This is a genomic window from Elusimicrobium minutum Pei191, assembly GCF_000020145.1.
Lineage (GTDB): Bacteria > Elusimicrobiota > Elusimicrobia > Elusimicrobiales > Elusimicrobiaceae > Elusimicrobium > Elusimicrobium minutum.
Genome location: NC_010644.1, coordinates 90,388 through 111,712, shown reverse-complemented (window position 1 = coordinate 111,712; position 21,325 = coordinate 90,388). Strand labels below are relative to the sequence as shown.

23 protein-coding genes and 1 tRNA gene are annotated in these 21,325 nt (G+C 38.9%); 12 read left to right on the top strand and 12 right to left on the bottom strand.

Features of this window, described 5'->3' with window-relative positions; genetic code table 11:
- The first annotated feature begins 25 nt into the window (after nucleotides 1–25).
- Entirely contained in the window at nucleotides 26–517 is a 492-nt protein-coding gene (locus tag EMIN_RS00545; RefSeq protein WP_012414288.1) for a nucleoside deaminase, read from the top strand.
- A 32-nt stretch (nucleotides 518–549) separates the two neighbouring features.
- On the opposite strand, the gene coaD is transcribed toward EMIN_RS00545, so the two are convergent.
- Complete coding sequence (coaD, locus tag EMIN_RS00540) at nucleotides 550–1,035, bottom strand: pantetheine-phosphate adenylyltransferase (protein WP_012414287.1); 486 nt, start codon at nucleotides 1,033–1,035, stop codon at nucleotides 550–552.
- 23 nt (nucleotides 1,036–1,058) lie between these two features.
- Here coaD and EMIN_RS00535 point away from each other — a divergent pair, with 23 nt between their 5' ends.
- Nucleotides 1,059–2,189, top strand: a complete 1,131-nt coding sequence (locus EMIN_RS00535; RefSeq protein ID WP_012414286.1) for a deoxyguanosinetriphosphate triphosphohydrolase family protein — start codon at nucleotides 1,059–1,061, stop codon at nucleotides 2,187–2,189.
- A 10-nt stretch (nucleotides 2,190–2,199) separates the two neighbouring features.
- The gene (locus EMIN_RS00530) at nucleotides 2,200–2,763 is read left to right on the top strand and encodes a hypothetical protein (protein ID WP_012414285.1); all 564 of its coding nucleotides are present in this window, start codon (nucleotides 2,200–2,202) and stop codon (nucleotides 2,761–2,763) included.
- Nucleotides 2,764–2,775: 12 nt separating this feature from the next.
- Here EMIN_RS00530 and EMIN_RS00525 read toward each other — a convergent pair whose 3' ends face one another.
- Nucleotides 2,776–3,579, bottom strand: coding sequence for a TatD family hydrolase (locus EMIN_RS00525; protein ID WP_187146163.1), 804 nt, complete (start codon nucleotides 3,577–3,579; stop codon nucleotides 2,776–2,778).
- Between the two features lie 169 nt (nucleotides 3,580–3,748).
- Between EMIN_RS00525 and hrcA the strand changes: the two genes are divergently transcribed.
- From hrcA to EMIN_RS00500, 5 genes are all read left to right on the top strand, one after another.
- Complete coding sequence (hrcA, locus tag EMIN_RS00520; RefSeq protein WP_012414283.1) at nucleotides 3,749–4,840, top strand: heat-inducible transcriptional repressor HrcA; 1,092 nt, start codon at nucleotides 3,749–3,751, stop codon at nucleotides 4,838–4,840.
- Nucleotides 4,841–5,401 carry a nucleotide exchange factor GrpE gene (locus EMIN_RS00515; protein WP_012414282.1) on the top strand — a complete coding sequence of 187 codons (561 nt, stop codon included), beginning with the start codon at nucleotides 4,841–4,843 and terminating at the stop codon, nucleotides 5,399–5,401.
- A gap of 115 nt (nucleotides 5,402–5,516) precedes the next feature.
- Nucleotides 5,517–7,376: a molecular chaperone DnaK gene (gene dnaK / locus EMIN_RS00510; protein WP_012414281.1), complete on the top strand. Its 1,860-nt coding sequence runs from the start codon at nucleotides 5,517–5,519 to the stop codon at nucleotides 7,374–7,376.
- 188 nt (nucleotides 7,377–7,564) lie between these two features.
- The gene (locus tag EMIN_RS00505) at nucleotides 7,565–8,575 is read left to right on the top strand and encodes a hypothetical protein (RefSeq protein ID WP_012414280.1); all 1,011 of its coding nucleotides are present in this window, start codon (nucleotides 7,565–7,567) and stop codon (nucleotides 8,573–8,575) included.
- A gap of 107 nt (nucleotides 8,576–8,682) precedes the next feature.
- Complete coding sequence (locus EMIN_RS00500) at nucleotides 8,683–9,657, top strand: hypothetical protein (RefSeq protein ID WP_012414279.1); 975 nt, start codon at nucleotides 8,683–8,685, stop codon at nucleotides 9,655–9,657.
- A 101-nt stretch (nucleotides 9,658–9,758) separates the two neighbouring features.
- On the opposite strand, the gene EMIN_RS00495 is transcribed toward EMIN_RS00500, so the two are convergent.
- Nucleotides 9,759–10,202 carry a GAF domain-containing protein gene (locus EMIN_RS00495; RefSeq protein ID WP_012414278.1) on the bottom strand — a complete coding sequence of 148 codons (444 nt, stop codon included), beginning with the start codon at nucleotides 10,200–10,202 and terminating at the stop codon, nucleotides 9,759–9,761.
- 32 nt (nucleotides 10,203–10,234) lie between these two features.
- Between EMIN_RS00495 and EMIN_RS09310 the strand changes: the two genes are divergently transcribed.
- Nucleotides 10,235–10,726 carry a type IV pilin protein gene (locus EMIN_RS09310; protein ID WP_012414277.1) on the top strand — a complete coding sequence of 164 codons (492 nt, stop codon included), beginning with the start codon at nucleotides 10,235–10,237 and terminating at the stop codon, nucleotides 10,724–10,726.
- 55 nt (nucleotides 10,727–10,781) lie between these two features.
- Here EMIN_RS09310 and EMIN_RS00485 read toward each other — a convergent pair whose 3' ends face one another.
- From EMIN_RS00485 to rplU, 7 genes are all read right to left on the bottom strand, one after another.
- Nucleotides 10,782–12,008, bottom strand: coding sequence for a hypothetical protein (locus EMIN_RS00485; protein WP_012414276.1), 1,227 nt, complete (start codon nucleotides 12,006–12,008; stop codon nucleotides 10,782–10,784).
- A 93-nt stretch (nucleotides 12,009–12,101) separates the two neighbouring features.
- Nucleotides 12,102–12,683: a hypothetical protein gene (locus tag EMIN_RS00480; protein WP_012414275.1), complete on the bottom strand. Its 582-nt coding sequence runs from the start codon at nucleotides 12,681–12,683 to the stop codon at nucleotides 12,102–12,104.
- Between the two features lie 284 nt (nucleotides 12,684–12,967).
- Nucleotides 12,968–13,043: transfer RNA gene (locus EMIN_RS00475), tRNA-Val, on the bottom strand.
- Between the two features lie 38 nt (nucleotides 13,044–13,081).
- Complete coding sequence (locus EMIN_RS09305; RefSeq protein ID WP_012414274.1) at nucleotides 13,082–13,591, bottom strand: type IV pilin protein; 510 nt, start codon at nucleotides 13,589–13,591, stop codon at nucleotides 13,082–13,084.
- Nucleotides 13,592–13,613: 22 nt separating this feature from the next.
- Nucleotides 13,614–14,990, bottom strand: coding sequence for a GTPase ObgE (obgE, locus tag EMIN_RS00465; RefSeq protein WP_012414273.1), 1,377 nt, complete (start codon nucleotides 14,988–14,990; stop codon nucleotides 13,614–13,616).
- Between the two features lie 221 nt (nucleotides 14,991–15,211).
- On the bottom strand, nucleotides 15,212–15,556 hold the full coding sequence (rpmA, locus tag EMIN_RS00460; RefSeq protein ID WP_012414272.1) for a 50S ribosomal protein L27: 345 nt from the start codon (nucleotides 15,554–15,556) through the stop codon (nucleotides 15,212–15,214).
- A 16-nt stretch (nucleotides 15,557–15,572) separates the two neighbouring features.
- Nucleotides 15,573–15,887, bottom strand: coding sequence for a 50S ribosomal protein L21 (gene rplU / locus EMIN_RS00455; RefSeq protein ID WP_012414271.1), 315 nt, complete (start codon nucleotides 15,885–15,887; stop codon nucleotides 15,573–15,575).
- A 294-nt stretch (nucleotides 15,888–16,181) separates the two neighbouring features.
- On the opposite strand from rplU, the gene EMIN_RS00450 reads away from it, so the two are divergent.
- Complete coding sequence (locus tag EMIN_RS00450; RefSeq protein WP_012414270.1) at nucleotides 16,182–16,841, top strand: hypothetical protein; 660 nt, start codon at nucleotides 16,182–16,184, stop codon at nucleotides 16,839–16,841.
- Nucleotides 16,842–16,923: 82 nt separating this feature from the next.
- Nucleotides 16,924–17,988, top strand: coding sequence for a tRNA 2-thiouridine(34) synthase MnmA (mnmA, locus tag EMIN_RS00445; protein ID WP_012414269.1), 1,065 nt, complete (start codon nucleotides 16,924–16,926; stop codon nucleotides 17,986–17,988).
- Nucleotides 17,989–18,058: 70 nt separating this feature from the next.
- Here mnmA and EMIN_RS00440 read toward each other — a convergent pair whose 3' ends face one another.
- A complete protein-coding gene (locus tag EMIN_RS00440; RefSeq protein WP_012414268.1) occupies nucleotides 18,059–18,985 on the bottom strand; it encodes a GGDEF domain-containing response regulator in 927 nt (308 codons plus the stop codon).
- Nucleotides 18,986–19,045: 60 nt separating this feature from the next.
- Between EMIN_RS00440 and EMIN_RS00435 the strand changes: the two genes are divergently transcribed.
- Nucleotides 19,046–19,696 (top strand): DedA family protein, encoded by a 651-nt coding sequence (locus tag EMIN_RS00435; protein ID WP_012414267.1) that lies wholly within the window; start codon nucleotides 19,046–19,048, stop codon nucleotides 19,694–19,696.
- Here the strand turns inward: EMIN_RS00435 and EMIN_RS00430 are convergent, their stop codons facing one another.
- Complete coding sequence (locus EMIN_RS00430; RefSeq protein WP_012414266.1) at nucleotides 19,697–21,322, bottom strand: glycoside hydrolase family 3 protein; 1,626 nt, start codon at nucleotides 21,320–21,322, stop codon at nucleotides 19,697–19,699.
- Nucleotides 21,323–21,325: the final 3 nt, after the last annotated feature.

The window sequence follows — 21,325 nt, the reverse complement described above, 5'->3', positions numbered from 1 at the left end:
CTATTAACTTAAGTATACTATTATTATGAAAACAAATGAAGAACATAAATTGCATATAAAATTTTTACGCGCCGCCGTAAAAATGGCCGAAAAAGGCGTCAAGGCGGGAAAAGGCGGGCCTTTTGGCGCGGTTATAGTAAAAGACGGCAAAATGGTGGCTAAAGGATACAACCGGGTAACTTCTTCCAATGATCCTTCTTTACATGCCGAAGTTGACGCTATAAGAAAAGCGTGCAAAAAATTAGGTTCATTTGAGCTTACGGGCTGCATTATTTATTCCTCGTGCGAGCCGTGCCCCATGTGTCTTGGAGCCATTTACTGGGCAAGGCCAAAAGCTCTATACTTCGCCGCGGATAAACATACCGCCGCTAAGTACGGTTTTGACGATAAATTTATTTATGAACAAATCGCTTTGCCATATGAACAACGCAGTATTAGAACGCATATAATAAATTTAGAAAATAAAGAAGATCCTTTTAACCTTTGGAATAAGCAGGAAAATAAAATCGAATATTAAAAAATACCCGCCTTTTAAAAGGCGGGTATTTATTATTTAGAAAACTTTTCCTTTAACGCTTTGTGCACAACGTCCGGCACGCATTTTGGCAGTTCCCCTCCGCAGGAATACGCTTCCCTTATTACGCTTGAGGTTAAAAAAGTATAGTTATTGCTTGTCATAAGAAAAACGGTTTCTATACCCGGGTCCATCATGTTATTTGTTGTGGCGAGCTGGAATTCATATTCCAAATCGGTAGCCGCTCTTAACCCGCGCAAAACAACATTGCATTTGTTGTTGCGCAAATAGTCAACCAAAAGACCGTCGTAACTTCCAACCTTTACACCATTTAAATGGGCGGTTGCTTTTTTTAATAAGGAAACGCGTTCTTCGGTAGAAAAAACAGGTTTTTTGTTTTTATTAACCAAAACGGCTATAATAATCTCATCAAAAATATCTAATGAGCGTTCCACTATATCAATATGCCCGTTTGTAACCGGGTCAAACGTACCGGGATAAATTGCCAGTTTTTTGTTCATATAAATAATGATATCATAATATTATGGCTATAAAATACAGAAATCCGTTTGATAATGAAGTATATATAAAACGCACAAAACCACATAAAAAAGATGTGCGCGGTGAATATTTTAGAGACCAGACTAAAATTATCCATTCTCTTCCTTTCAGAAGGTTAAAGCACAAAACGCAAGTATTTTTTGCCCCTGATAATGACCATATTTGCACACGTATAGAGCATGTGCTCCACGTAGCCACAATATCGGCCACAATATGCCGCGGGCTTAACCAAACGGGAGAATGGGAATTATGCGAAGACCTTGCCTATGCGATAGGCCTGGCCCATGATTTAGGACACGCGCCCTTCGGCCATGAGGGTGAAAAAGCAATCGCTAAGTGTATAACCCCCGCTCCTTTTATGCATGAAATAAATTCCTACCGTGTTGTTGAATATTTAGCAAATTACGGGGAAGGCCTTAACTTAACATACGCGGTTAAAGACGGTATTTTATGCCATTGCGGGGAAGATTTTAATAATAACGCCCTTAAACCCACAACCGTACTTAATGATTTAGATAAAATTGATAAACGCGTTTTCCTCCCCACCACCTATGAAGGCTGTATTGTAAGATTATCAGATAAAATAGCCTATCTCGGCCGTGATATTGAGGACGCTATTAAAGCAAAATTTATAACTAAAACCGATATACCTGAAATTATAAGAAAAGAAATCGGCGCCTCTAATGGTGAAATTATTAACACTCTTACGCTTGACCTGATAAGCCACGCCGAAAAAAACGGCGTTATAGGCTTTTCAAGAGAGAAATTTGATATAGTAACAGAACTTAGGAAATTTAATTATTCCAACATTTATTATAATGAACAAATGCAGGAACGCAAACGCATGATTGATAAAGGCATTGCGGAAATGTTTGCTTTTTTTGGAGAGCTGTTTGATAAAAACGGTTTTTATTACCCGAAATATGACGAGGGTAAAAAAAGAATTTCATCATCATTCGGCAACTATATAAAATCAATGAATAATCTTTATAAAGAAGATATATCTTTAAAAAACCAAATAATAACGGACTATATTTCCGGCATGACAGACAGCTACGCCCTTGAAACTTTAAAAGATATTATGCTGCCCACGGCGATAAAATTTAAATTATAGAGGTATTTTAATGAAAGTTAAACTTTTCATTTTCATTCTATTTTCGGCGCTTTTATTAAACGCCTGCGGGAAAAAAGATAAGGAAGAAAAAATATCATCCCAGGAATGCATGCGCCAAACCACATTCATGGGCAACACTTTTTTTAACGACTGCCTTGGTTTAAGTTTTGTAAGTACCGCGCCTTTTTTATATGAACAAAATACTTTAGGCGCGCAGGAATTCTTTTTCAGCGTGCCCGAACATAAATATGATTTAAGCGTTTCCCTTCTGGATTCTTCCGAAATTTCTCTAGATAATGACGAAGCAAAAAAACATTTCGCAGACACTTCCAAGGCTTTGTTTAATTTAAACTCACCCGATTTTGAAATTATGAAAGAAGAGTATACCACAATAAAAGGGCTTCCCGTTCTATATATAGCAGGTATGGAAGGCGGGGTTATAGGCAAGTTTTTCTTTTTTAATAACAACGGACACACAACCTGTTTTTATATGGGCGCCAAAGAAACTGACTATAATGAGGCAAACCGTCACCAAAACAATCTTATAAGGACAATAAGGTTCTATAAGCCTTAACGCAAAAGTTTTTTATAAAGAAAACATTTCTTTAGTGTTGTGTGTGGTTATTTCGGCTACTTTTTCAACTTGTATCCCGAGATAATCGGCAATATAAGTTGCTATTTCAGGTATATACCTTGGGCTGTTGCGCTGACCTCTTATGCTTTGCGGCGGCAAATACGGGCAGTCTGTTTCCAATAAAATATTTTCCAAACCTACCTTTTTAAGCGTTTCCCTTAAATCATTATTTTTTTTATAGGTAATAATACCGTTAATACCTAATTTTAAACCCATATCAAGCGCGCTTACCGCGTGTTCATAACGCCCGCTGAAACAATGTAAAACGCCCGCCGTTTTGGAAGGCGTCCAAGATTGTTTTAATATTTTAAACATATCCCCATAAACGCCGTAATCTTCGGGGTCATTATTTTTCCTGGCGTGCAAAACAATCGGTTTGCTTATTTCTTTGGTTATGCAAAGAAGGTCTGAAAAAATTTGTTTTTGTTCTTCTATAGAAGTACTGGTATGAATATAGTCAAGTCCGATTTCCCCAAACCCGACAACAGAGGGAAGGAGTAAAAGTTTTTTTAACTCCTCCAAAGCAGCCTCGCTGTAATTATTAGCGCAGCTTGGGTGAATACCTAAAACAGTGTAAATATTTCCCTTATATTTATCCGCCAGCGCGAGCGAGGGCGCCCACTCAGCCGTGTCGCACCCTATTTCAATAATATTTTTAACGCCCGCTTCAAAACAGCTTTTTATAACAGCGTCCCTATCGGAATCAAAGGCAGGGTCTGTCATATGCGCGTGCGAGTCTATAAAATGTATATCCATATACATATATTATACTTTTTTATAATGGTTTTATTTTTTCCTGCCGTCAACAAAACAAGCTTATAATTAGCAGACTAAAAAACAAATTGACAAAAATAAAAAAATTTTTTATACTATTAGCAGTCAGCTTTAAAGTCTGCTAATTAAGCAAAAGTTAAACAGGTAATCTATGCGAATACTAAAACCTGAAGTAGCCCAGGAAAGAGAGGAAAAACTTCTTCGCTGGGTAATACAAAAGTTTGTTGAAACAAGAAGGCCTATCGGTTCGGAGCTTGTAGCTAAACACGCTTTGCCGGGCATTTCAAGCGCCACCATAAGAAATATTATGAAGAAGCTTGAGGAAGAAGGCTACTTATTACAACCGCATACTTCGGGCGGCCGCATTCCTACCGATAAAGCTTACAGATTTTATGTTGATTATTTATCAAAAGTACAAAAAATAGCGGCGCAGGAAAAAATACGCATTGAAAAAGAATATGAGGACGCCAGCTCAGAACTGGACAGAACTATGGTACAAACCTCAAGAATGCTGGCAGCTCTTTCAAATTCGGCCGGGTTTGTATATACAACCAGCATAGCTGAACAAGTTGTCAAAAGATTAGATTTTATACCTTTAGCGCCCGAACATATTTTGGCCGTTTTGGTAACGGAAAGCGGAAGCGTAAAACACCTTCCGTTAAGAACAAATTACACTATTTCCCCGGCCAGATTAAGATTTTTAAGCAATGTTATTAACGAAAAACTTGCAGGCCTTACCGTGGTTGACGCGCAAAGAGTGCTTTGGGAATCAATGAACACCGGTAATAATGAGATTAACGATGTTCTTATTTTAGCCAAAAAAGTTTTGGAAGAAATTTCGGAGGCCCAAAATAACTCCGAAATTTATTTAGAAGGCCTGGGACAGCTGCTTGAAGGCATTACGGACACCGATTACGATGATTTAAGGCAAATGTTACGGATTGTCGAAGAAAGAAAATCTTTTGCCGCTATGATGGAAGAAAGAATAAAAGATTTGCAGCACAGCGGCAATAAAATCAGCGTTACGATAGGCTCCGAACACGGATTAAAAGAATTTAAAAATTTGAGTATCATCTCGTCCGCATATAAGGTGGGGGATAAAACCATCGGTATGCTTGGGATTATAGGCCCAAAACATATGGAATATACCCGCATGATTTCTCTGGTTAATTTTATCGGAGACTTGCTGGAAAACAGTATGAACAATTGGGGTACTCTTATAGAAACGGAGGAAGAAGAATAAATGGGTAAAGAAGAAAAAGATATTGAATTAGAAGGGGAGTCCTGCCCGGCCCAAGAAGAAAAACCCGACTATTATGAGCAGCTTATAAGACTAAAAGCCGAGTTTGACAATTACCGCAAAAGAACGGAAAGGGAGCGATCCCAGTTAGTGGCCTTCGGAGCGGAACAGGTACTTTTAAGCTTTTTACCTTTATATGACGCTATGGTAAAAGCGGAAGGCGAAATAAAAAAAACCGGCCACGGCGACGCGAAGTACTTACAACACGGCCTTGATATTATTTTTAAGGAAATGAAAAAAGTGTTTTCAGATAACGGCGTAATCCCTATGGAATCTTTGGGTAAACCTTATAACGCCATGGAACAGGAAGTTTTAACAATGCTTCCCTGTAACGGTGAAAAAGACGGATTTGTGGTAGAAGAAGTACAAAAAGGTTTTAAGGTAGGAGACAGGGTTTTAAGGCACGCTAAAGTTTGCGTGGGAAAAGCCCCGGAAGAATCCGCTGAAAAAAACGCGGAAGAAGAAATCGCGGATAAAAAAGAAAATTCCGCAAAAAAGAAGTAAACATTTTTAAAAAATTTATGGGCCTGTTAACAGTAATAACTATATAAAAACAGGTTAATATTAAAACATAAAATGTTATTAGTGTTAACAGGCTCAAATAGGGAGAAATAATAATATGGCAAGAATCATAGGTATAGACTTAGGAACATCAAATACGGCTGCTGCGGCCATGGAAGGCGGCAGGGCCACAATCATTCCTTCAGCAGAAGGCAGCTCTATCGGAGGCAAAGCGTTTCCTTCATACGTGGCGTTTACCAAAGACGGACAGAGATTGGTAGGCGAACCCGCCAGAAGGCAGGCTATCGCCAATCCTGAAGGCACGGTTACAGCTTTCAAAAGAAGAATGGGCGAAGATTACAAATTTACTCTAAGAGGCCAGGAATTTACACCACAGCAGTTATCGGCTTTCGTATTACAGAAAGTTAAAAAAGACGCCGAGGCGTTCTTAGGAGAACCTGTTGAAAAAGCGGTTATCACCGTACCCGCCTATTTTAACGACAACCAAAGACAGGCCACCAAAGACGCGGGCAGAATCGCGGGTTTAGAAGTTGTAAGACTTGTTAACGAACCTACCGCGGCCGCCCTTGCCTACGGTATTGATAAAGCGGGCAAAGAACAAAAAATAATGGTATTTGACTTAGGCGGCGGTACGCTTGACGTTACAATAATGGAAATGGGTAAAGAAGGAACATTTGACGTTTTATCCACCTCCGGCGACACAAAACTCGGCGGTACTGATATGGACAACGCCATCATTGAATGGATGGTAAGCGAATTTAAAAAATCAACCGGCATTGACTTATCAGCCGACAAACAGGCCGCGCAACGCTTAAAAGACGCCGCGGAAAAAGCAAAAATCGAACTTTCCACTACAATGGAAACCGACATTAACCTTCCGTTTATTAGCGCTGGAGCCGACGGCCCGAAACATTTGGAGCTTAAACTTTCCAGAGCTAAACTTGAAAGCTTAGTTGATTCCATTGTAAAACGCTGCGGCGCTTCCATTGACCAGGCTTTAAACGATTCTTCGCTTAAATCAACCGAAATAGACAAGATTATTTTAGTAGGCGGCCCCACAAGAATGCCTATAGTCCAAAAATATGTTGAAGACCATGCCGGCAAAAAAATTGAACGCGGCATTGACCCTATGGAATGCGTTGCCACAGGCGCCGCCGTACAAGCGGGTATTTTAACGGGCGACGTTAAAGACGTTCTTTTATTAGACGTTACCCCGTTATCCTTAGGTCTTGAAACCTTAGGAGGAGTAACAACAAGGCTTATTGAAAGAAACACAACCATACCTGTCAGAAAAACTCAGGTCTTCAGCACCGCTTCGGACAATCAGCCCGCGGTTACAATTAACGTTCTTCAGGGCGAACGCCCCATGGCAAAGGACAATGTGCCTTTAGGCAAGTTTGATTTAGACGGCATTCCACCAGCGCCGAGAGGCGTACCGCAGATCGAGGTTACCTTTGACATTGACGCTAACGGTATTTTAAACGTTTCCGCCAAAGATTTGGGCACAAACAAACAACAGCATATTACAATTACTTCCAAAACAAAATTAAGCGACGATGAAGTACAAAAATTTGTTAAAGAAGCAGAGAAATTTGCTGATGAAGATAAGAAAACCAAAGAAAGAGTTGACGCTAAAAACGAGGCTGATTCAGTGCTCTTCCAAACGGAAAAAGCGCTTAAAGAACACGGCGATAAAGTTCCCCAGGAAGACAGACTTAACATTGACCGCGCTTTAGGAGACCTTAAGGAAGCGTTAAAAGGCGACGATGTTGAAAGAATTAAAAAAGCCAAAGACGACGCGCTTGCTGCAAGCCAAAAACTTGGGGAAATAATATATAAAGAATCCCAGGCTAAAGCACAAGGCGCGGCAGGCCCTCAACCGGGCGCGCAAGCCCAAGGCCAGCCCAACGACGGCGGCAAAGAAGATGTTGTTGAAGCTGAAGTTGTTGATAAATAATAAGCAACAGTTTAAAACACCCCGCAAAAGCGGGGTGTTTTTTTATATACTATATATATAATCTGACATATAAAACCCGGCGTGGCATCTACGACTGTTTAAAGAATTGTCTTTTGCCGTTTACCGGGCCCCGTGTTAGCCAGACCATGCAAAAAACAAAAATATATTGTGTTTTTCAGAGGCGGATTATGCGAAAAATTCTTATAATGGCAACTGTTTTAGCTTTAGCGGCAAATATTTTTGCAAATGATTTTACGGATAAAATTAATTCCGCTCATGTAAAATTTAAAATTAACCACGCTGGCGGACTTATAAAAGTAACCGCCGAGCCTGACCCAAGGTATTCATCAAAGCTTTTTAGCTGCGACGGAGTGATAATCGCAAAAAATATAATGCTTACCCGAAGTTCCTGTTTTCCGGGCGGAACGGGAAGAATATCAAAAAAACCCCTTGTAACCCGGCACGATTATATGGCTTACGCCGAAATAGAAAATAACGGCAAAAAAACGACCATAAATTTTGATGTAAAAGATTTTTTTGACCATAGAAGCAAACTATATAAAAAACAACAGCCTTTGGGAATTGTATACAGATTCAATGCCGACTCCCCAACAGAGGATTTTATCATAATTGATTTAAGCAAATGGCCTTTGTCAAAAGATTTTAAAGAACATCTAGAAAAAGCTGTCCCTGCCCAAATTATGGTTTTCCCTTCAGCAGACCACGCGCACTACTTTTTCTTTTCCGGCAAAGGGGACTCGGTTAATTTGTTCTATCATGGTAAAACAAGCGGTAAAGGCAAAAAAATCGAAAGCCGAGGGATAAGCCAATATTTTTATACGCAAGGCGGGGTCAGCGTAAAAAACGGGGCCGCCTTATATATAAAAAACCCTCACAAACAAACCCCCGTTATGCTTTTAATGTCTTACGATAAAAAAGATGAATCAACTTTTATCCCTAAAAATATTATTTATAAAATACAGACATCCATACAGCCCGCCACATTAAACCTAGTAGACAACGAGTTTACTCCTATAGCTATAGAGAAAGCTTTTGTAAAAGAAAACGGAGAACCTTCTTTCTTTCTAATTCCCAAACCTGGATATAGAAAAGCTGATTTTGAAAAAATGAAAAAGCAAAATGAAAATACCTTTAAGCAAATAAAAAAGAAAATTTCTAATTTGATAAATGATAATTAGTTTTTGTAAAAAAGGCAAAAGACCTATATTACAAATAGGTCTTTTGACCCTTTTTTTATATGGGTTTAACCGTAATATTATAAATGCAGTTACCTAAGGAGATGTTTATGAAGAACCCATTAATGTTGCTTTTAGTTTCGCTTGCCGCATGCGCTTTGCCAGCGGCCGCGCAAAATACAAATTTTCTTATAAAACAAGCCACCGTATCATTATATTTTAACCATTACAAGGATTCAAAGACAGATAATACCCCGGCCATAGAAACAAGGTGCGATGGCGTTATAATTGACAAAAACTGGATTTTAACAAGAAAATCCTGCCTTCCCAAAGGAAATTCCGAATTTACCCTTTTAAAAGGAAAAAAACATAATAATTATCTTAAAAACATCCGTATAATACACCAAAAGAAATCCGCCATCGCTACATTTAACCCGAAAATAAAAAAACAGGATGAAAACGTGCAGGATTTCGGGCAAATTCTTTTATCAAAAGAAGATGACAGAAGACAGGATTTCGCTCTTTTAAATTTTTCAAATTGGAATATTCCCGAGGATTTTAAAACGCAGTTAAATAAAGCGTACAACCCGTCTATAATGTTATTTAAAAGCGACGCTGAACTAAAACAATTTCTTTCCCCAAAAGATAAAAAGACCCGCGTTGTTACTGGAAATACCGCCAAACGCAAACTTAAATGCTATGTTAATTTTTTAGATGTTGAATATTGTTATATTGAAGGTTTTTCAGGCATATTAAAAGGCGGCGGAATTTTTACAATAAATAAAATAGGCAGGCCGGTTTTGATGCTTGTGCAATACAGCCCGCGCTTGTTAAACAATGACGACGCCACCTTCATACCAAAATCCGTAGCCGTAAAAATACAACAGCTTACAAATGCAAAATTTGTAAATAAATATTTTATAGAAGCTGAAATACTTGTAATTCCCGTGGAAAGCGGCATTGCTTATCAATTAAGAAGAAAAAACAGCGTACCTAATGACGCACTGTTTAAAATACCTCTTAAACACAAAGACAAACTTACAGAAGATGTTGAAACCAGAATTAAAGAAGCTTTAGGATTGTAAAAATAAAGCCCCGGAAAATCCGGGGCTTTATTTTAATACACAAAGATAAATTAACGGGCAACACAGACAGACTTTACCAAATTAACCATAAAAAAGGTTTTTTAAATATCGGAATATTTGGAAAAAAGCCCAACAACTTTTTCAAAAAATATTCTATCTTCATCTGAAAAACGGTTCTTTATCGGACTGTCTATATCAAGCACGCCAAAAAGCGTACCGTTTTTTATTATGGGAACAACTATTTCGCTTTGGGAGGCGCTGTCGCAGGCTATATGTCCTGGGAATTCATGCACATCAGACACCACCAGCGTTTTGCGTTCCCGCGCCGAAACGCCGCAAACGCCTTTGCCTAGCGAAATTCTTACGCAGGCTGGTTTACCCTGAAAGGGACCCAAAACAAGCTTGTCCCCCTTCAAAATATAAAACCCGGCCCAGTTTAGCCGCGGTAAAGAGTTAAAAATAACAGCTGCCGTGTTTGCCATATTGGCAACGGCGTCAATTTCGGGACTTAACAACATCTCAATTTGTTTTAGTATAATTTCCATAACTTAATTATATTTTTTTAAAAGGACTTTTTATGAAAAAAGGGTTTACGTTAATAGAACTTTTGGTTGTGGTTTTAATAATAGGCATATTAGCCGCTATCGCCTTGCCACAATACCAAATTGCGGTTGAAAAATCGCGCGCGTCGCAGGCTTTTATTATGGTTAAAGCTATAAAGGACGCGTCGGACCGATATCAACTGGCAACAGGGGAAAAGCCAAAAACGTTTGATGATTTAGATATCGGAGTTCCAGGGGACAAATACTCTTCCTCAACCACTGAACCTTATGAAAAAATAAAAGACAAAAATTACTATTATGAGCTTTGGGACCAAGGCCCCGCCGCCAGAAAAATAACAGGCGAGCTTGTTATTGCCCACTATGAAAATATTCATTCAATAAAAAACTCTTTCGCCTGCGCGGCCGCAACTTCTAACGCAACGGCAAACAAAATTTGCAAATCCTTCGGCAGTTCAACCCCGAACGAAAGCAGTGCCAGCTGGAATTACTATGCCGTAAAAATTTAAACAGGCAAAACAAAAAAGCGCCTGACTAAAGTCAGGCGCTTTTTTGTTTTTTGCTTTAGTTTAAATCGATATTTTTAACAGCCCTTTTTAAAGCCAGCCTTAACAGCTGAACGTTTTTAGGGCTTGTTGAAATAAAACACATAGCCATCCGTCCGTTTTTCACGGCAGAAGTAAGAACTATGCCTCCCTTAAACTTAACGCCGGTGTTTATTTTAAAAATAATTTTAATAATATCTTTTGTGGTGTAGGATTCGTCAATAGCGATATTAGTGTCTAAATAAAAATGCAGCTTTTCCTGCGGTATGTCAAAAACAGTTTTTGCAAGCCTTAAACATAAACCAAAACCGTTATATCTGGAGTTACATTCAAGGCCTCTCAATTTATATTCACCATCTTTTATTGTTATAGCCCAATTAAAATTAACCTGCCCGCGCACGCCTTTTTTATGGAAATATTCAGCCATCAACATTGATTTTTCTTTTATCCTTTCTAAAATCTTTTTGTCAAATTTTTTAAAAGGAAAAAATCTTCCCTCCCACCCTTCCCTGTGCGGGAACTGGCAGTCAATGCCAACGAAGGCTGCGCCGTCGTCTTTTAATATACAAAGAGAGCCCAAAGTTTTTTCAACTTTTTTATATTTTTCTATAAAAAAATCGCCGTCTTTATTAAAAAGGCGCATTAAGGGCAGCAAATCTGTTATTTTACCGGCAATATTGCCGTAGCCGCCCATTGATGAAGGCCGCCTTAACAAATAAGTTTCATTGGCGTTAATAAAAGCAAGTATATGAGATTTGTCCTTACCGTCCTTTCTTTCAAAAACGGGCTGCATGGTGCGGATGCCGAATTCCTTGCAAAGCTTTTTAAAGCGCAGCTTATTATTGGCTTCCTGTATGGCTATGCTGTTGTTAAGAAGTTTATTACCGCACATTTTACTTAGCTTTTGAAACTCTTCCGTATATTTTAAAGGTATTAACACAAAACCGTGTTTGCAGAAATTTTTTATTTTACCGACAAGCGCCTTATCCTTCATAATAGCCTGGATAAGACTTTCATCCTTGGCATGTTTCTTTGGCTGGAACATCCATTTTTTATGTTTAAGCCCTTTTATAGCTGCTGTATAAGCCGTAAAATATTCATCCTTTTCGGTAAAAGGTGAAACTATGCACATATCGTTAGGTTTTAAGATTTGCAAATAGGTAAGCGCATGCTCTTTTAAAACGGCAAGGGCTTGTGATTTATAAATAAAATCATCTACGTTAAAAATCCATATTTTATCCGCCATGCGCTTTCTCCTTTTTATAATTATATAAAAACATTAGACAAAATAAAAAAACTCCCGTTTTAAAGCGGGAGTTTATGTAGTGTTATTCTATACTTATTGGAAGCTGGAACGCCCGAATTTGGATTCAAAAGCAGCAAAATAAGCGGCGTATCCTAAAGTAATTTCCTTTTTTTTAGCTTCTACGGCCTTTTTATCAGACATTTTTTCGACTGTTTTTTTAGCTAAAGTCTCTGTTGGTTTAGTTTTTAAGAATTTAGCGTAAAAATCTGCTGAACTGTTATGTTTTTCAAGAGCGGCTTCTAAGGCATTATTGTTTTTATTATCTTTGAGTTTGGCTATTTCCGTTTTAGCTTCGGACGATGCGGCGAAAGACAAAGCAAAAGGCGCTGTGGGCATATCTTTTGATACTATCTGTATTTTGTTTAAAGCCTCTTGATGCTTCTTTTCTTTTAAAACACTAAAAAGAAATTCCGCGGTAGCTTCATCTTTAGCTACATGGAAAAGGCTTTCGCCTCTTTCATTCTTTGTCAAAATATTTTCTTTAGATACATTTCTTTTAAGCGCGGCGATATCGCCTTTGGCGGCAAGTTCAAAAATATTAACGCTGGCAAAAGCGCAAACCGATAACAATACCGCTAAAAAGGCCGCCGATGTTATTTTTGTTATTTTCTTCATAATTTACTCTCCTCTGTTTTAACTAATTATATATTGGTTAAATTCTTATATATAAATTATCCCAAAATTTTTTACCGTCGGAAAGTAAAATAAGTACCCAAAAAAAAGTCCTATAGTTTTTTTAATTTTTTAAGCTTTTATTGCGGAATATTACAGTAAAAAGCAAACCACTTATGTCGTAAAAACGGATATTTCAGCGGAAAATAAATTTTTAGTATCATTGTTTTAATAAATATACAAACCCCCTTCGGCGAGTTAAGCCCAAGGGGGTTTATTACTAAAAATGGTGGGCCGGATAGGACTCGAACCTACGACCCCCTCCGTGTAAAGGAGGTGCTCTACCAGCTAAGCTACCGACCCATATTTATATTTTATCAAATTTTTAATACATTTATCCGCTATTGGTAAAAACAACCCAATGAACCTGAAAAATATGACGCGGAAGCGGTTGTATTAAACCCCATAACATTACAAACGTCTTTATATTTTTCCTGCATATAACAGCACCTGAAAAGATCGTCTTTCGAAGATTCCCCGATATTAAAAGCGTATAAGGTAGCGCCGGTGGCGTCTATTCTTCTAGCTCCCAGGCCAGTGGCTCCGTTAGCGTCAAAGTTAGTGTAAAAAACAAAATATTTTGTTTGTTTGCCTACTATACCAACCGACCCCATGTTTTTATCTGACGCGCCTGATATTTCAATGTCAAGGTTATCTAAATTTGAAGTAAACGTCCCCGTCTGCATGAAATATATTTTTTGAGCCTGATGCAAAGACTTTAAAATTAAAAGAGCTTCCGAAGCTCTGCTCTTTTCAACAGCTTTATTATATTGCGGTAAAGCTATCGCGGCTAATATGCCTATTATTAAAACCACAACTAAAAGCTCTATCAAAGTAAAGCCATTTTTCATATTACCTCTTTTTTAACTTCAATTATTTTTCTTCTTTTTTTAGTCTTCTCTGTCTGCGTTTTTCCAAACGTTCAGCCTGAGTAGTTCTGCGTTTATAGCCTTCAAAGTCAGGTTGTTCGGCCCTTTCGCTATCTAACTCCGTGCCGCTCCACTCAAACTCTTTTTGGCCAACCACAATTATATCGCCGGGCATAACGCCTTTTTTAATGAGCGCTTTTTCAAGGCCGATTTTCTTAAAAATATTTCTTAAACGTTCCACGCCTTGAAGCTGGTTAAAGTGGGTCATATTAACCATGTCCTCAATTTTACGGCCGAAAACCTGCACGCGCCCGTCTTCAAGCGGAACAATTTTAAAAAGCGGTTCAACGCCGTGCACTGCAACGGTTGATTTTGATATTGCCACATTAGGAACAGGCGTGGCTGAAATTACTTTTACAATTTCATTTAAAACTTTATCAACTCCTTCCCCCGTAGCAGCCGAGATTAAAAAAACTTTATGTTTTTTATATTTCTTTACAATTTTATTATAAACTTCTTTCGCTTCCGGCAAATCCGCTTTGTTAAGCGCTATAATACGCGGTTTTTTTGCAAGCTCACGGTCAAAAGTTTTTAATTCTTTTTCAATAACTTTTACGGATTCAACTGCGTCGATATCTTTAAACCCCATAGGATCAACAAGATGTAAAAGCACGCGGGTACGCTCAATATGTTTTAAAAACTGGTGCCCCAAACCTTTGCCTTCGCTGGCACCTTCAATAATACCCGGGATATCGGCTATAACAAAACTTACCTTCTTATGCATGGCTATACCAAGGTTCGGGTTTAATGTAGTGAAAGGATAGTCCGCTATTTTAGGCCTGGCGGCTGACACCCTTGATAAAAAGGTGCTTTTACCCGCGTTGGGAAAGCCAACCAGCCCAAGGTCGGCCAAAACTTTAAGTTCTAAATACAAAGTAATTTCTTCGCCGGGCTGCCCTATTTCCGAAATACGCGGAGCCGTGTTAGAATGCGTTTTAAAACTTTGGTTGCCCCTGCCGCCGCGGCCGCCTTTGGCTACCAAAACGCTTTGGCCTTCTTCAGTAAGGTCGGCTATTATTTCGCCGTCTTTTTTTACTATTGTGCCGCAAGGAACATAAATTGTAAGGTCATCTGCTCCGACGCCTGTTTTATTATAAGTACCGCCCTTTTCCCCGTTTTTTGCTTCTATATGCGGGTTGTAGGCAAGCTCCAGAAGGGTGGTAAGGTTACGCTCGGTTTTTATATAAACGTCCCCCCCTTTACCGCCGTTGCCACCGTTGGGACCGCCGAATTCAATAAACTTTTCCCTTCTGAAAGAAAGGCAGCCGTCCCCCCCTTTACCCGCTTTAACATAAATTTTTACTCTGTCTAAAAAACTCATTTTCTACCTCTTTTTAAGCCTTGCGGCTTTAGGTTTATTTATAAACCATAAAAATATTTAATCTAAAATTTTTAAAATACGCCCGTTCGCGTTACTACTTAATTATACAAACTATAATGTATAAACCCCGGTTATATAAAATCCAACAGTTTCACGTTCTTTTGTGAAGAAAAAAGCACATGCCTGCTACGGCATGTGCTTTTAAATAAGTCTAAATATTTTTATTTAGCTTCTTCTTTTTTAGCCGCAGGTTTTTTAGCGGCCGTTTTTTTAGCAGGCTTTTTTGCTTCTGCTTTAACGGCTTTTTCTTCTGTTTTAGGGTAGACAGAAACTTGTTTTTTGCCTCTGTAAGCCCATTCAAAAGTGACTATACCCGCTTTTCTTGCGAACAAGCTGTCATCACTGCTTTTGGAAACGTTAACGCCCGGCAAAAACTTTGTGCCGCGCTGCTTAACAATAATTTCCCCGGCATTAACGAATTGATTGCCGTATCTTTTAATACCTAATCGTTGACCGTGGGAGTCTCTTCCGTTAGAGGATGAACCTTGTGATTTACTTGTAGCCATATTATCTCACAACTCCTTAACCTATTTTGATGTCGGTAATCTTAATTTCGGAAAGATCCTGACGGTGCCCTTGTGTTCTTTCATAACCTTTTTTGGGCCTTTTTTTAAAGATTATGATTTTTTTGCCTCTCAAATGTCTTACCACTTGAGCGGTGACCTTAGCGGAATCTGTTCCCGCTTTGGCATCTGCTGAGGTGCCTTCCGCGTCGTTTGCCCAAAGTACTTTTACTTCAACATTGGCGCCAACTTCAGCGTTAAGTCTTTCAACCTGCAGATTTTGACCGGGTTTAACCCAGTATTGTTTTCCACCTGTTTCTATTATTGCGTACATGTTATTATTATATCAAAAAAGGGCAAAAAACCCAACCACCCCGCTTTTTATATATACGGAGAGTTAAGCCGGGCCCTTTTTAACCTTACTTAAGTTGTTTATAATATAGCAAATAAACGCGTTTTTGTACACCCCCTTTTGGAAAGTAATTCTATACATTTAGATGATATGAATTAACATAATTCATATAAATAAAAAAAGGTGTTGCATTTTAGTAATAAAAATATTAAACTTTTAATATACTCGCTTTGTATTCTATATAACTTAGTTTCACAAATTCAAAGGAGGATTAAAATGAAATTTTTTGCAAAAAAAATAACCCTAAGCTTAATAGCTTTATCCTTTGCCGTATCCTCATTCGCAATTGAAAAATTGACGACACAACAGGTTTTCCAAAGAGTTAAAGACGGCAAGGCAACAACTTTGTTATCAAGCAATTTTACACAAAAAATTGACTCAATGCGCGATGCCGATGGTAAAACTTTATTCTTCTTCGTAAATTCAAAAGAAGATATTGACCATCTTATTAAACTATTTAAAAGACAGGTAAGCACATCCTCTTCCGTAGTAATGTATACTGACGTGAAAGATACCCCCAAACTCTTTCTTCTTAAGGCTGAGGATCATAACGGCACAACCGCGTTTGGGCACTTTATAACAATAGGCAGAAGGGACCTTTGGCATTATGTCGCGGAAATATTTAACTCATATATGATTCCGCTGGCGTATACCTCTGTAGGGTGCCAAAATGAAAAGTGTTTAGATGTCGCCAAAGAAATATTGTACATTTTGCCTGATTCTGAGTTATTTATATATGAGCAGACCCTTATTGAACGTTTGAAACGCAATCCTTCAATAAGAAACATGCTTGCGGAACGCGTTGATGTCGCCAAAGCGAATATATCAAAACTGGAGCCCAGCGTCGCTAGGCATTATAGAGTAACTGACCTTTAAATTTGCTTTCGTAAACATAAAAAACCCCGGATTTAAATCCGGGGTTTTTTATGTTACGTATCAAAAAAGATATAATATTGTTATGAAAATACTTGTAGGACTTAGCGGCGGGGTTGATTCCTCCCTCACGGCCGCATTATTAAAAGATAAAGGATATGAGGTTACGGGGGCTACAATGTCTATATGGGACCCAAGCCTTCCCACGCCGGCAACACCAAATAACGCCTGCTTAGGCCCGGAAGAGGAGGATATAAAAACCGCCTCCGCCGTAGCTAAAGAAATAGGCATCGGTTTTCATGTAATAGATTGCCGTGAAGAGTACAAAAAAATTGTAATAGAGAATTTTAAAGACGAATATAAAAAAGGCCGTACTCCAAACCCGTGTATTTGGTGCAACAGTTTTATTAAATTCGGCGCTTTACCCGCGTCGGCAAAAAAACAGGGCGTGATTTTTGACAAGTTTGCCACAGGCCACTACGCCAGAATAATTTTTAATGAGGAAACAGGAAGATACCAACTAAGAAAAGCTTTGGACGAAGCCAAGGATCAAACTTATTTTTTATACCGTTTAACACAAAAACAACTGTCCGAAACTCTTTTTCCTTTAGGAGAATATACAAAAAAACAAGTACGCGCCTTAGCTAAAGAAAAAAACCTTCTTGCAGCCGAAAAAGCGGACAGCCAGGATTTCTACTGCGGCGATTATAATGATATTTTACAGTTTTCCGCTCAACCCGGCAGCATTGTGGATAAAGAAGGCAACGTTTTAGGCAAACACGACGGCATTTGGAATTATACAATAGGCAAAAGAAAAGGTGTCGGCATCAGCGGCGCTAAAGAACCTATGTACGTAATAGAACTTTTGCCAAAGCAAAACCTTGTTGTGGTCGGCACTAAAAAAGATTTATATAAAGATGTTTTAACCGCGTCAGAAATTAACTGGGGCTCAGTTGAGGAACCTAAAGAACCTGTAAAAGTGCAAGCTAAAATACGTCAGATGCATACTCCCTCAAACGCAACTTTAACGCCTTTGCCGGGCAATAGAGCTGAAGTAAAATTTGACGAGCCACAAATGTCTATCACCGCAGGGCAAAGCGTTGTTTTTTATCAGGGAGACATCGTTTTAGGCGGCGGAATAATAGACTGATTAGACATAATGCTTTCATTATAAAAAAACCCCCGCGGACCAAAACCGCGGGGGTTTTAAAAATTATAAGCTAATTATCTCTTCTATCAAAAACATAGGCACTGCCGGGCTGTTGTTTTACAAATCCTTTAAGCTCGGCCGCTATATTGCTTACCATAGCGTAAGATGTTATCGGGCGTTTTGTATTATGTACTATTCCAATACCTATTGAAAGAAACGGGAACTTCTGTTGCTCCCCCTTTCTGTTAAATGATTCCATAAATCCCTGTTCCCTGTCTTTTTCATTATAAAAAGAAGGAGATTTAGCGTCGAACACCTCAATAATTGTTTTTGCTATAGTCTCGGCTGTTTCCGGGCTGCTTATGGCTATAAAGTCATCGCCGCCTATATGCCCGACAAAGTTTTCAGGGTCTAATTTAGCAGCTTCAAGAATTGTCATGGCGGTAAATTTAATAATTTTGTCGCCCGCTTCAAAGCCGTATTTATCATTAAAAGCTTTAAAATTGTTTAAGTCACAATACAAAACCGCAAATTTCAACTGCTCTTGTATTCTGCTTTCGATCGTCGCCTGTATTGAAGGATTGCCGGGCAAACGGGTAAGCGGGTTTGAGTCAAGCCTTTGCTTTGTTCTTCTTAACAAAAGTTTAACGCGCGCTATAATTTCCTCAGCGTCCGCGGGTTTATTTAAATAATCGTCAATATCAAGACCGAGACCCTGTATTTTGATATCCCTGTCGGAGATAGCGGTAAAAATCATAATAGGCATACTTACATAACCGGCGCGCCCGCGCACCTCTCTTACAACATCAAAGCCTGATTTGTTGGGCATCTCATAATCTAAGATACAAAGCGCGGGATTTTGCATATATATTTTTTCAAGGGCGTCATCCCCGTCAACGGCGGTAACCACTTCATATCCCGCGTCTTTTAAAATATCTTCAACAAGTTCCCGTATCGCATTATTATCATCAGCTATTAAAATTCTTTCGTTTGCCATAAAATGATTATATAAATTTATTACCTTTTTTCAATAGAATAAAAAAGGTAGAATTTATCCATGGAAATATTCTCAACAGTATTAGATGTTTTTTTACATCTTGACGTTTATTTAAATTCATTAGCGGGCGCTTTGGGGCCTTGGCTTTATGTTTTGCTTTTTGTAGTTATATTTTGTGAAACAGGTTTAGTTGTAACCCCTTTTTTACCGGGCGACTCTCTTTTATTCGCGGTGGGCGCGCTTTCCGCTTTGCCCGAAAGCCCTATAAATCTGCCTCTTATAATAATTGTTTTAATTGTAGCCGCCATAGCGGGTGACAGCGTAAATTATGAAATAGGAAAACACATAGGCCCTAAGATATTTACAAAAGACACAGGCTGGCTGCTTAATAAAAAGCACCTTCAGCAAACCCATGATTTTTATGAAAAATACGGCGGGAAAACAATTATTTTAGCGCGTTTTATTCCTGTTATAAGAACATTTGCCCCGTTTGTGGCGGGAATAGGCAAAATGTCTTACCGTTTTTTTATAAGTTATAACGTTATAGGCGCTGTGGCCTGGGTGCTTATTTTTACTCTGGCGGGCTATAAATTTGCGGATTTGCCTGTGGTGCAAAACCATTTCCACTATATTATAGTAACTATCGTGGTAATATCCTGCTTGCCGGCGGTTTATGAAATTGTTAAGGCAAAATATTTCTCAAAAAAATAATTATTCCAATTCTATGGGCAGCTTACCCTGCGCGGGGATATTGCCCACAATCACGTCCGCCGCCGCCTTCATTGAATGCTTGCTTATGCCGTAAGTTAATAAAACAGTTTTAGCGCCGGGGTAAGTTTTTACTTCGTACGGGCTCATTGTTGATATAACAACCGCGTCGGGAAATTCTTCAAGCAAAGTGCCTATTACGGCTGTTTGTTTGTAAAAAGGTTTTGCCGCCCACTGTAAAGTTCCTATAACAAAAAGGTCCGCTCCTTTAGCGCATTCTCTTGCGCGTTTTAAATCTTTGCTTGTGGGTTTCATAATAGCGTTATAATAATTTACCTTCCATCCCTTTTCCAAAAACGGTTTGTTAAACGAAGTTATTTCCTCCGCGAATCTTGTAGGGGCAAAAAACACGGCGCACACTTTTTTACCCGGAGTGTTAGCAAACTCTTCTTTTAACGGAATTTTATTATTTTTATTTCTTAAAACGGTTACTGATTTTTTGGCTATAACTTCCGCCGCGGCGGCGTAAGCTTTGGAAGTGGAGGTAAAAGGTTCTTTCTGTTCGTCAAACAAACCCATTTGTTTTTTTAAATCAAGTATTTTTTTAGAAGCTTCTTCAATTCTTTTTTGTGAAAGTTCCGTTCCCACATAACCGTAAATTTTATTAAAAGTTTTATCCGCGTTTAAAAACCTGCCCAAAAGCGCCATATCGGAACCCGCCTCAAGCGTCTTAGCCGCGCTTAAAGCGATGTTGCCGTCTAAGGTAGCGCCTTTCATATCAAGCGCGTCTGATATAATTACGCCTTTAAATTTCATCTCCGTACGCAATAAATCATTTAATATCCTTTTGGAATATGTGGCGGGATTTTTGGGGTCATAATTTTTATAAATAATATGAGCCGTCATTATACCCGGCACACCTGCTTCTATTGCTTTTTTAAATGGAGCCAGATGAACATCCTGCATTTCTTTTTTTGTTATGTTTAAAACAGGAAGGCTGTAATGAGAATCCAAAACAGTGTTGCCGTGGCCGGGAAAATGTTTCGCCACGGACATTACGTTCGCCGCGCTAAGCCCACTTACAACAGCCGCGCCCATACGTCCCACTAATTCCGGCGAGGAGCCGAAAGAGCGTACCCCTATTATAGGGTTGCCCGGATTAATGTTAACGTCAACCACGGGCGAAAAGTTTATATGTATACCCGCTTTTCTAAGTTCAAGGCCGGCAAGATAAAATATTCTGGCCGCTGCTTCCTCATCATTAGCGGCGGCTATCATCATGTTTGGCGGAAGATATTCAAAACCTAAAGTAACCGGAGTATAAACCGTGCCGCCTTCATAATCTATTGAAATTAATAAAGGTATTTTATGCGGGGATTTGGCCGCCCAGCTTTGTAATTTGGCCGCAAGCTCGGTCGTTTGCTCTAAAGAGTAGTTGCCCCATTGCACAAGCACACCGCCAACCAACCCTTTTTCTATAGCACTTTGGTATTTATGAGCATTGTCCGTATCGACAAAAGCAACAAGCGTCTGTCCCAATTTCTGGTCCAATGTAAGGGAATCAAAATCAGGCACAGCCCCGTGGGCAAAAACAGCCGTAAAAAATACAACAAAAAATAGTTTTTTCATTAT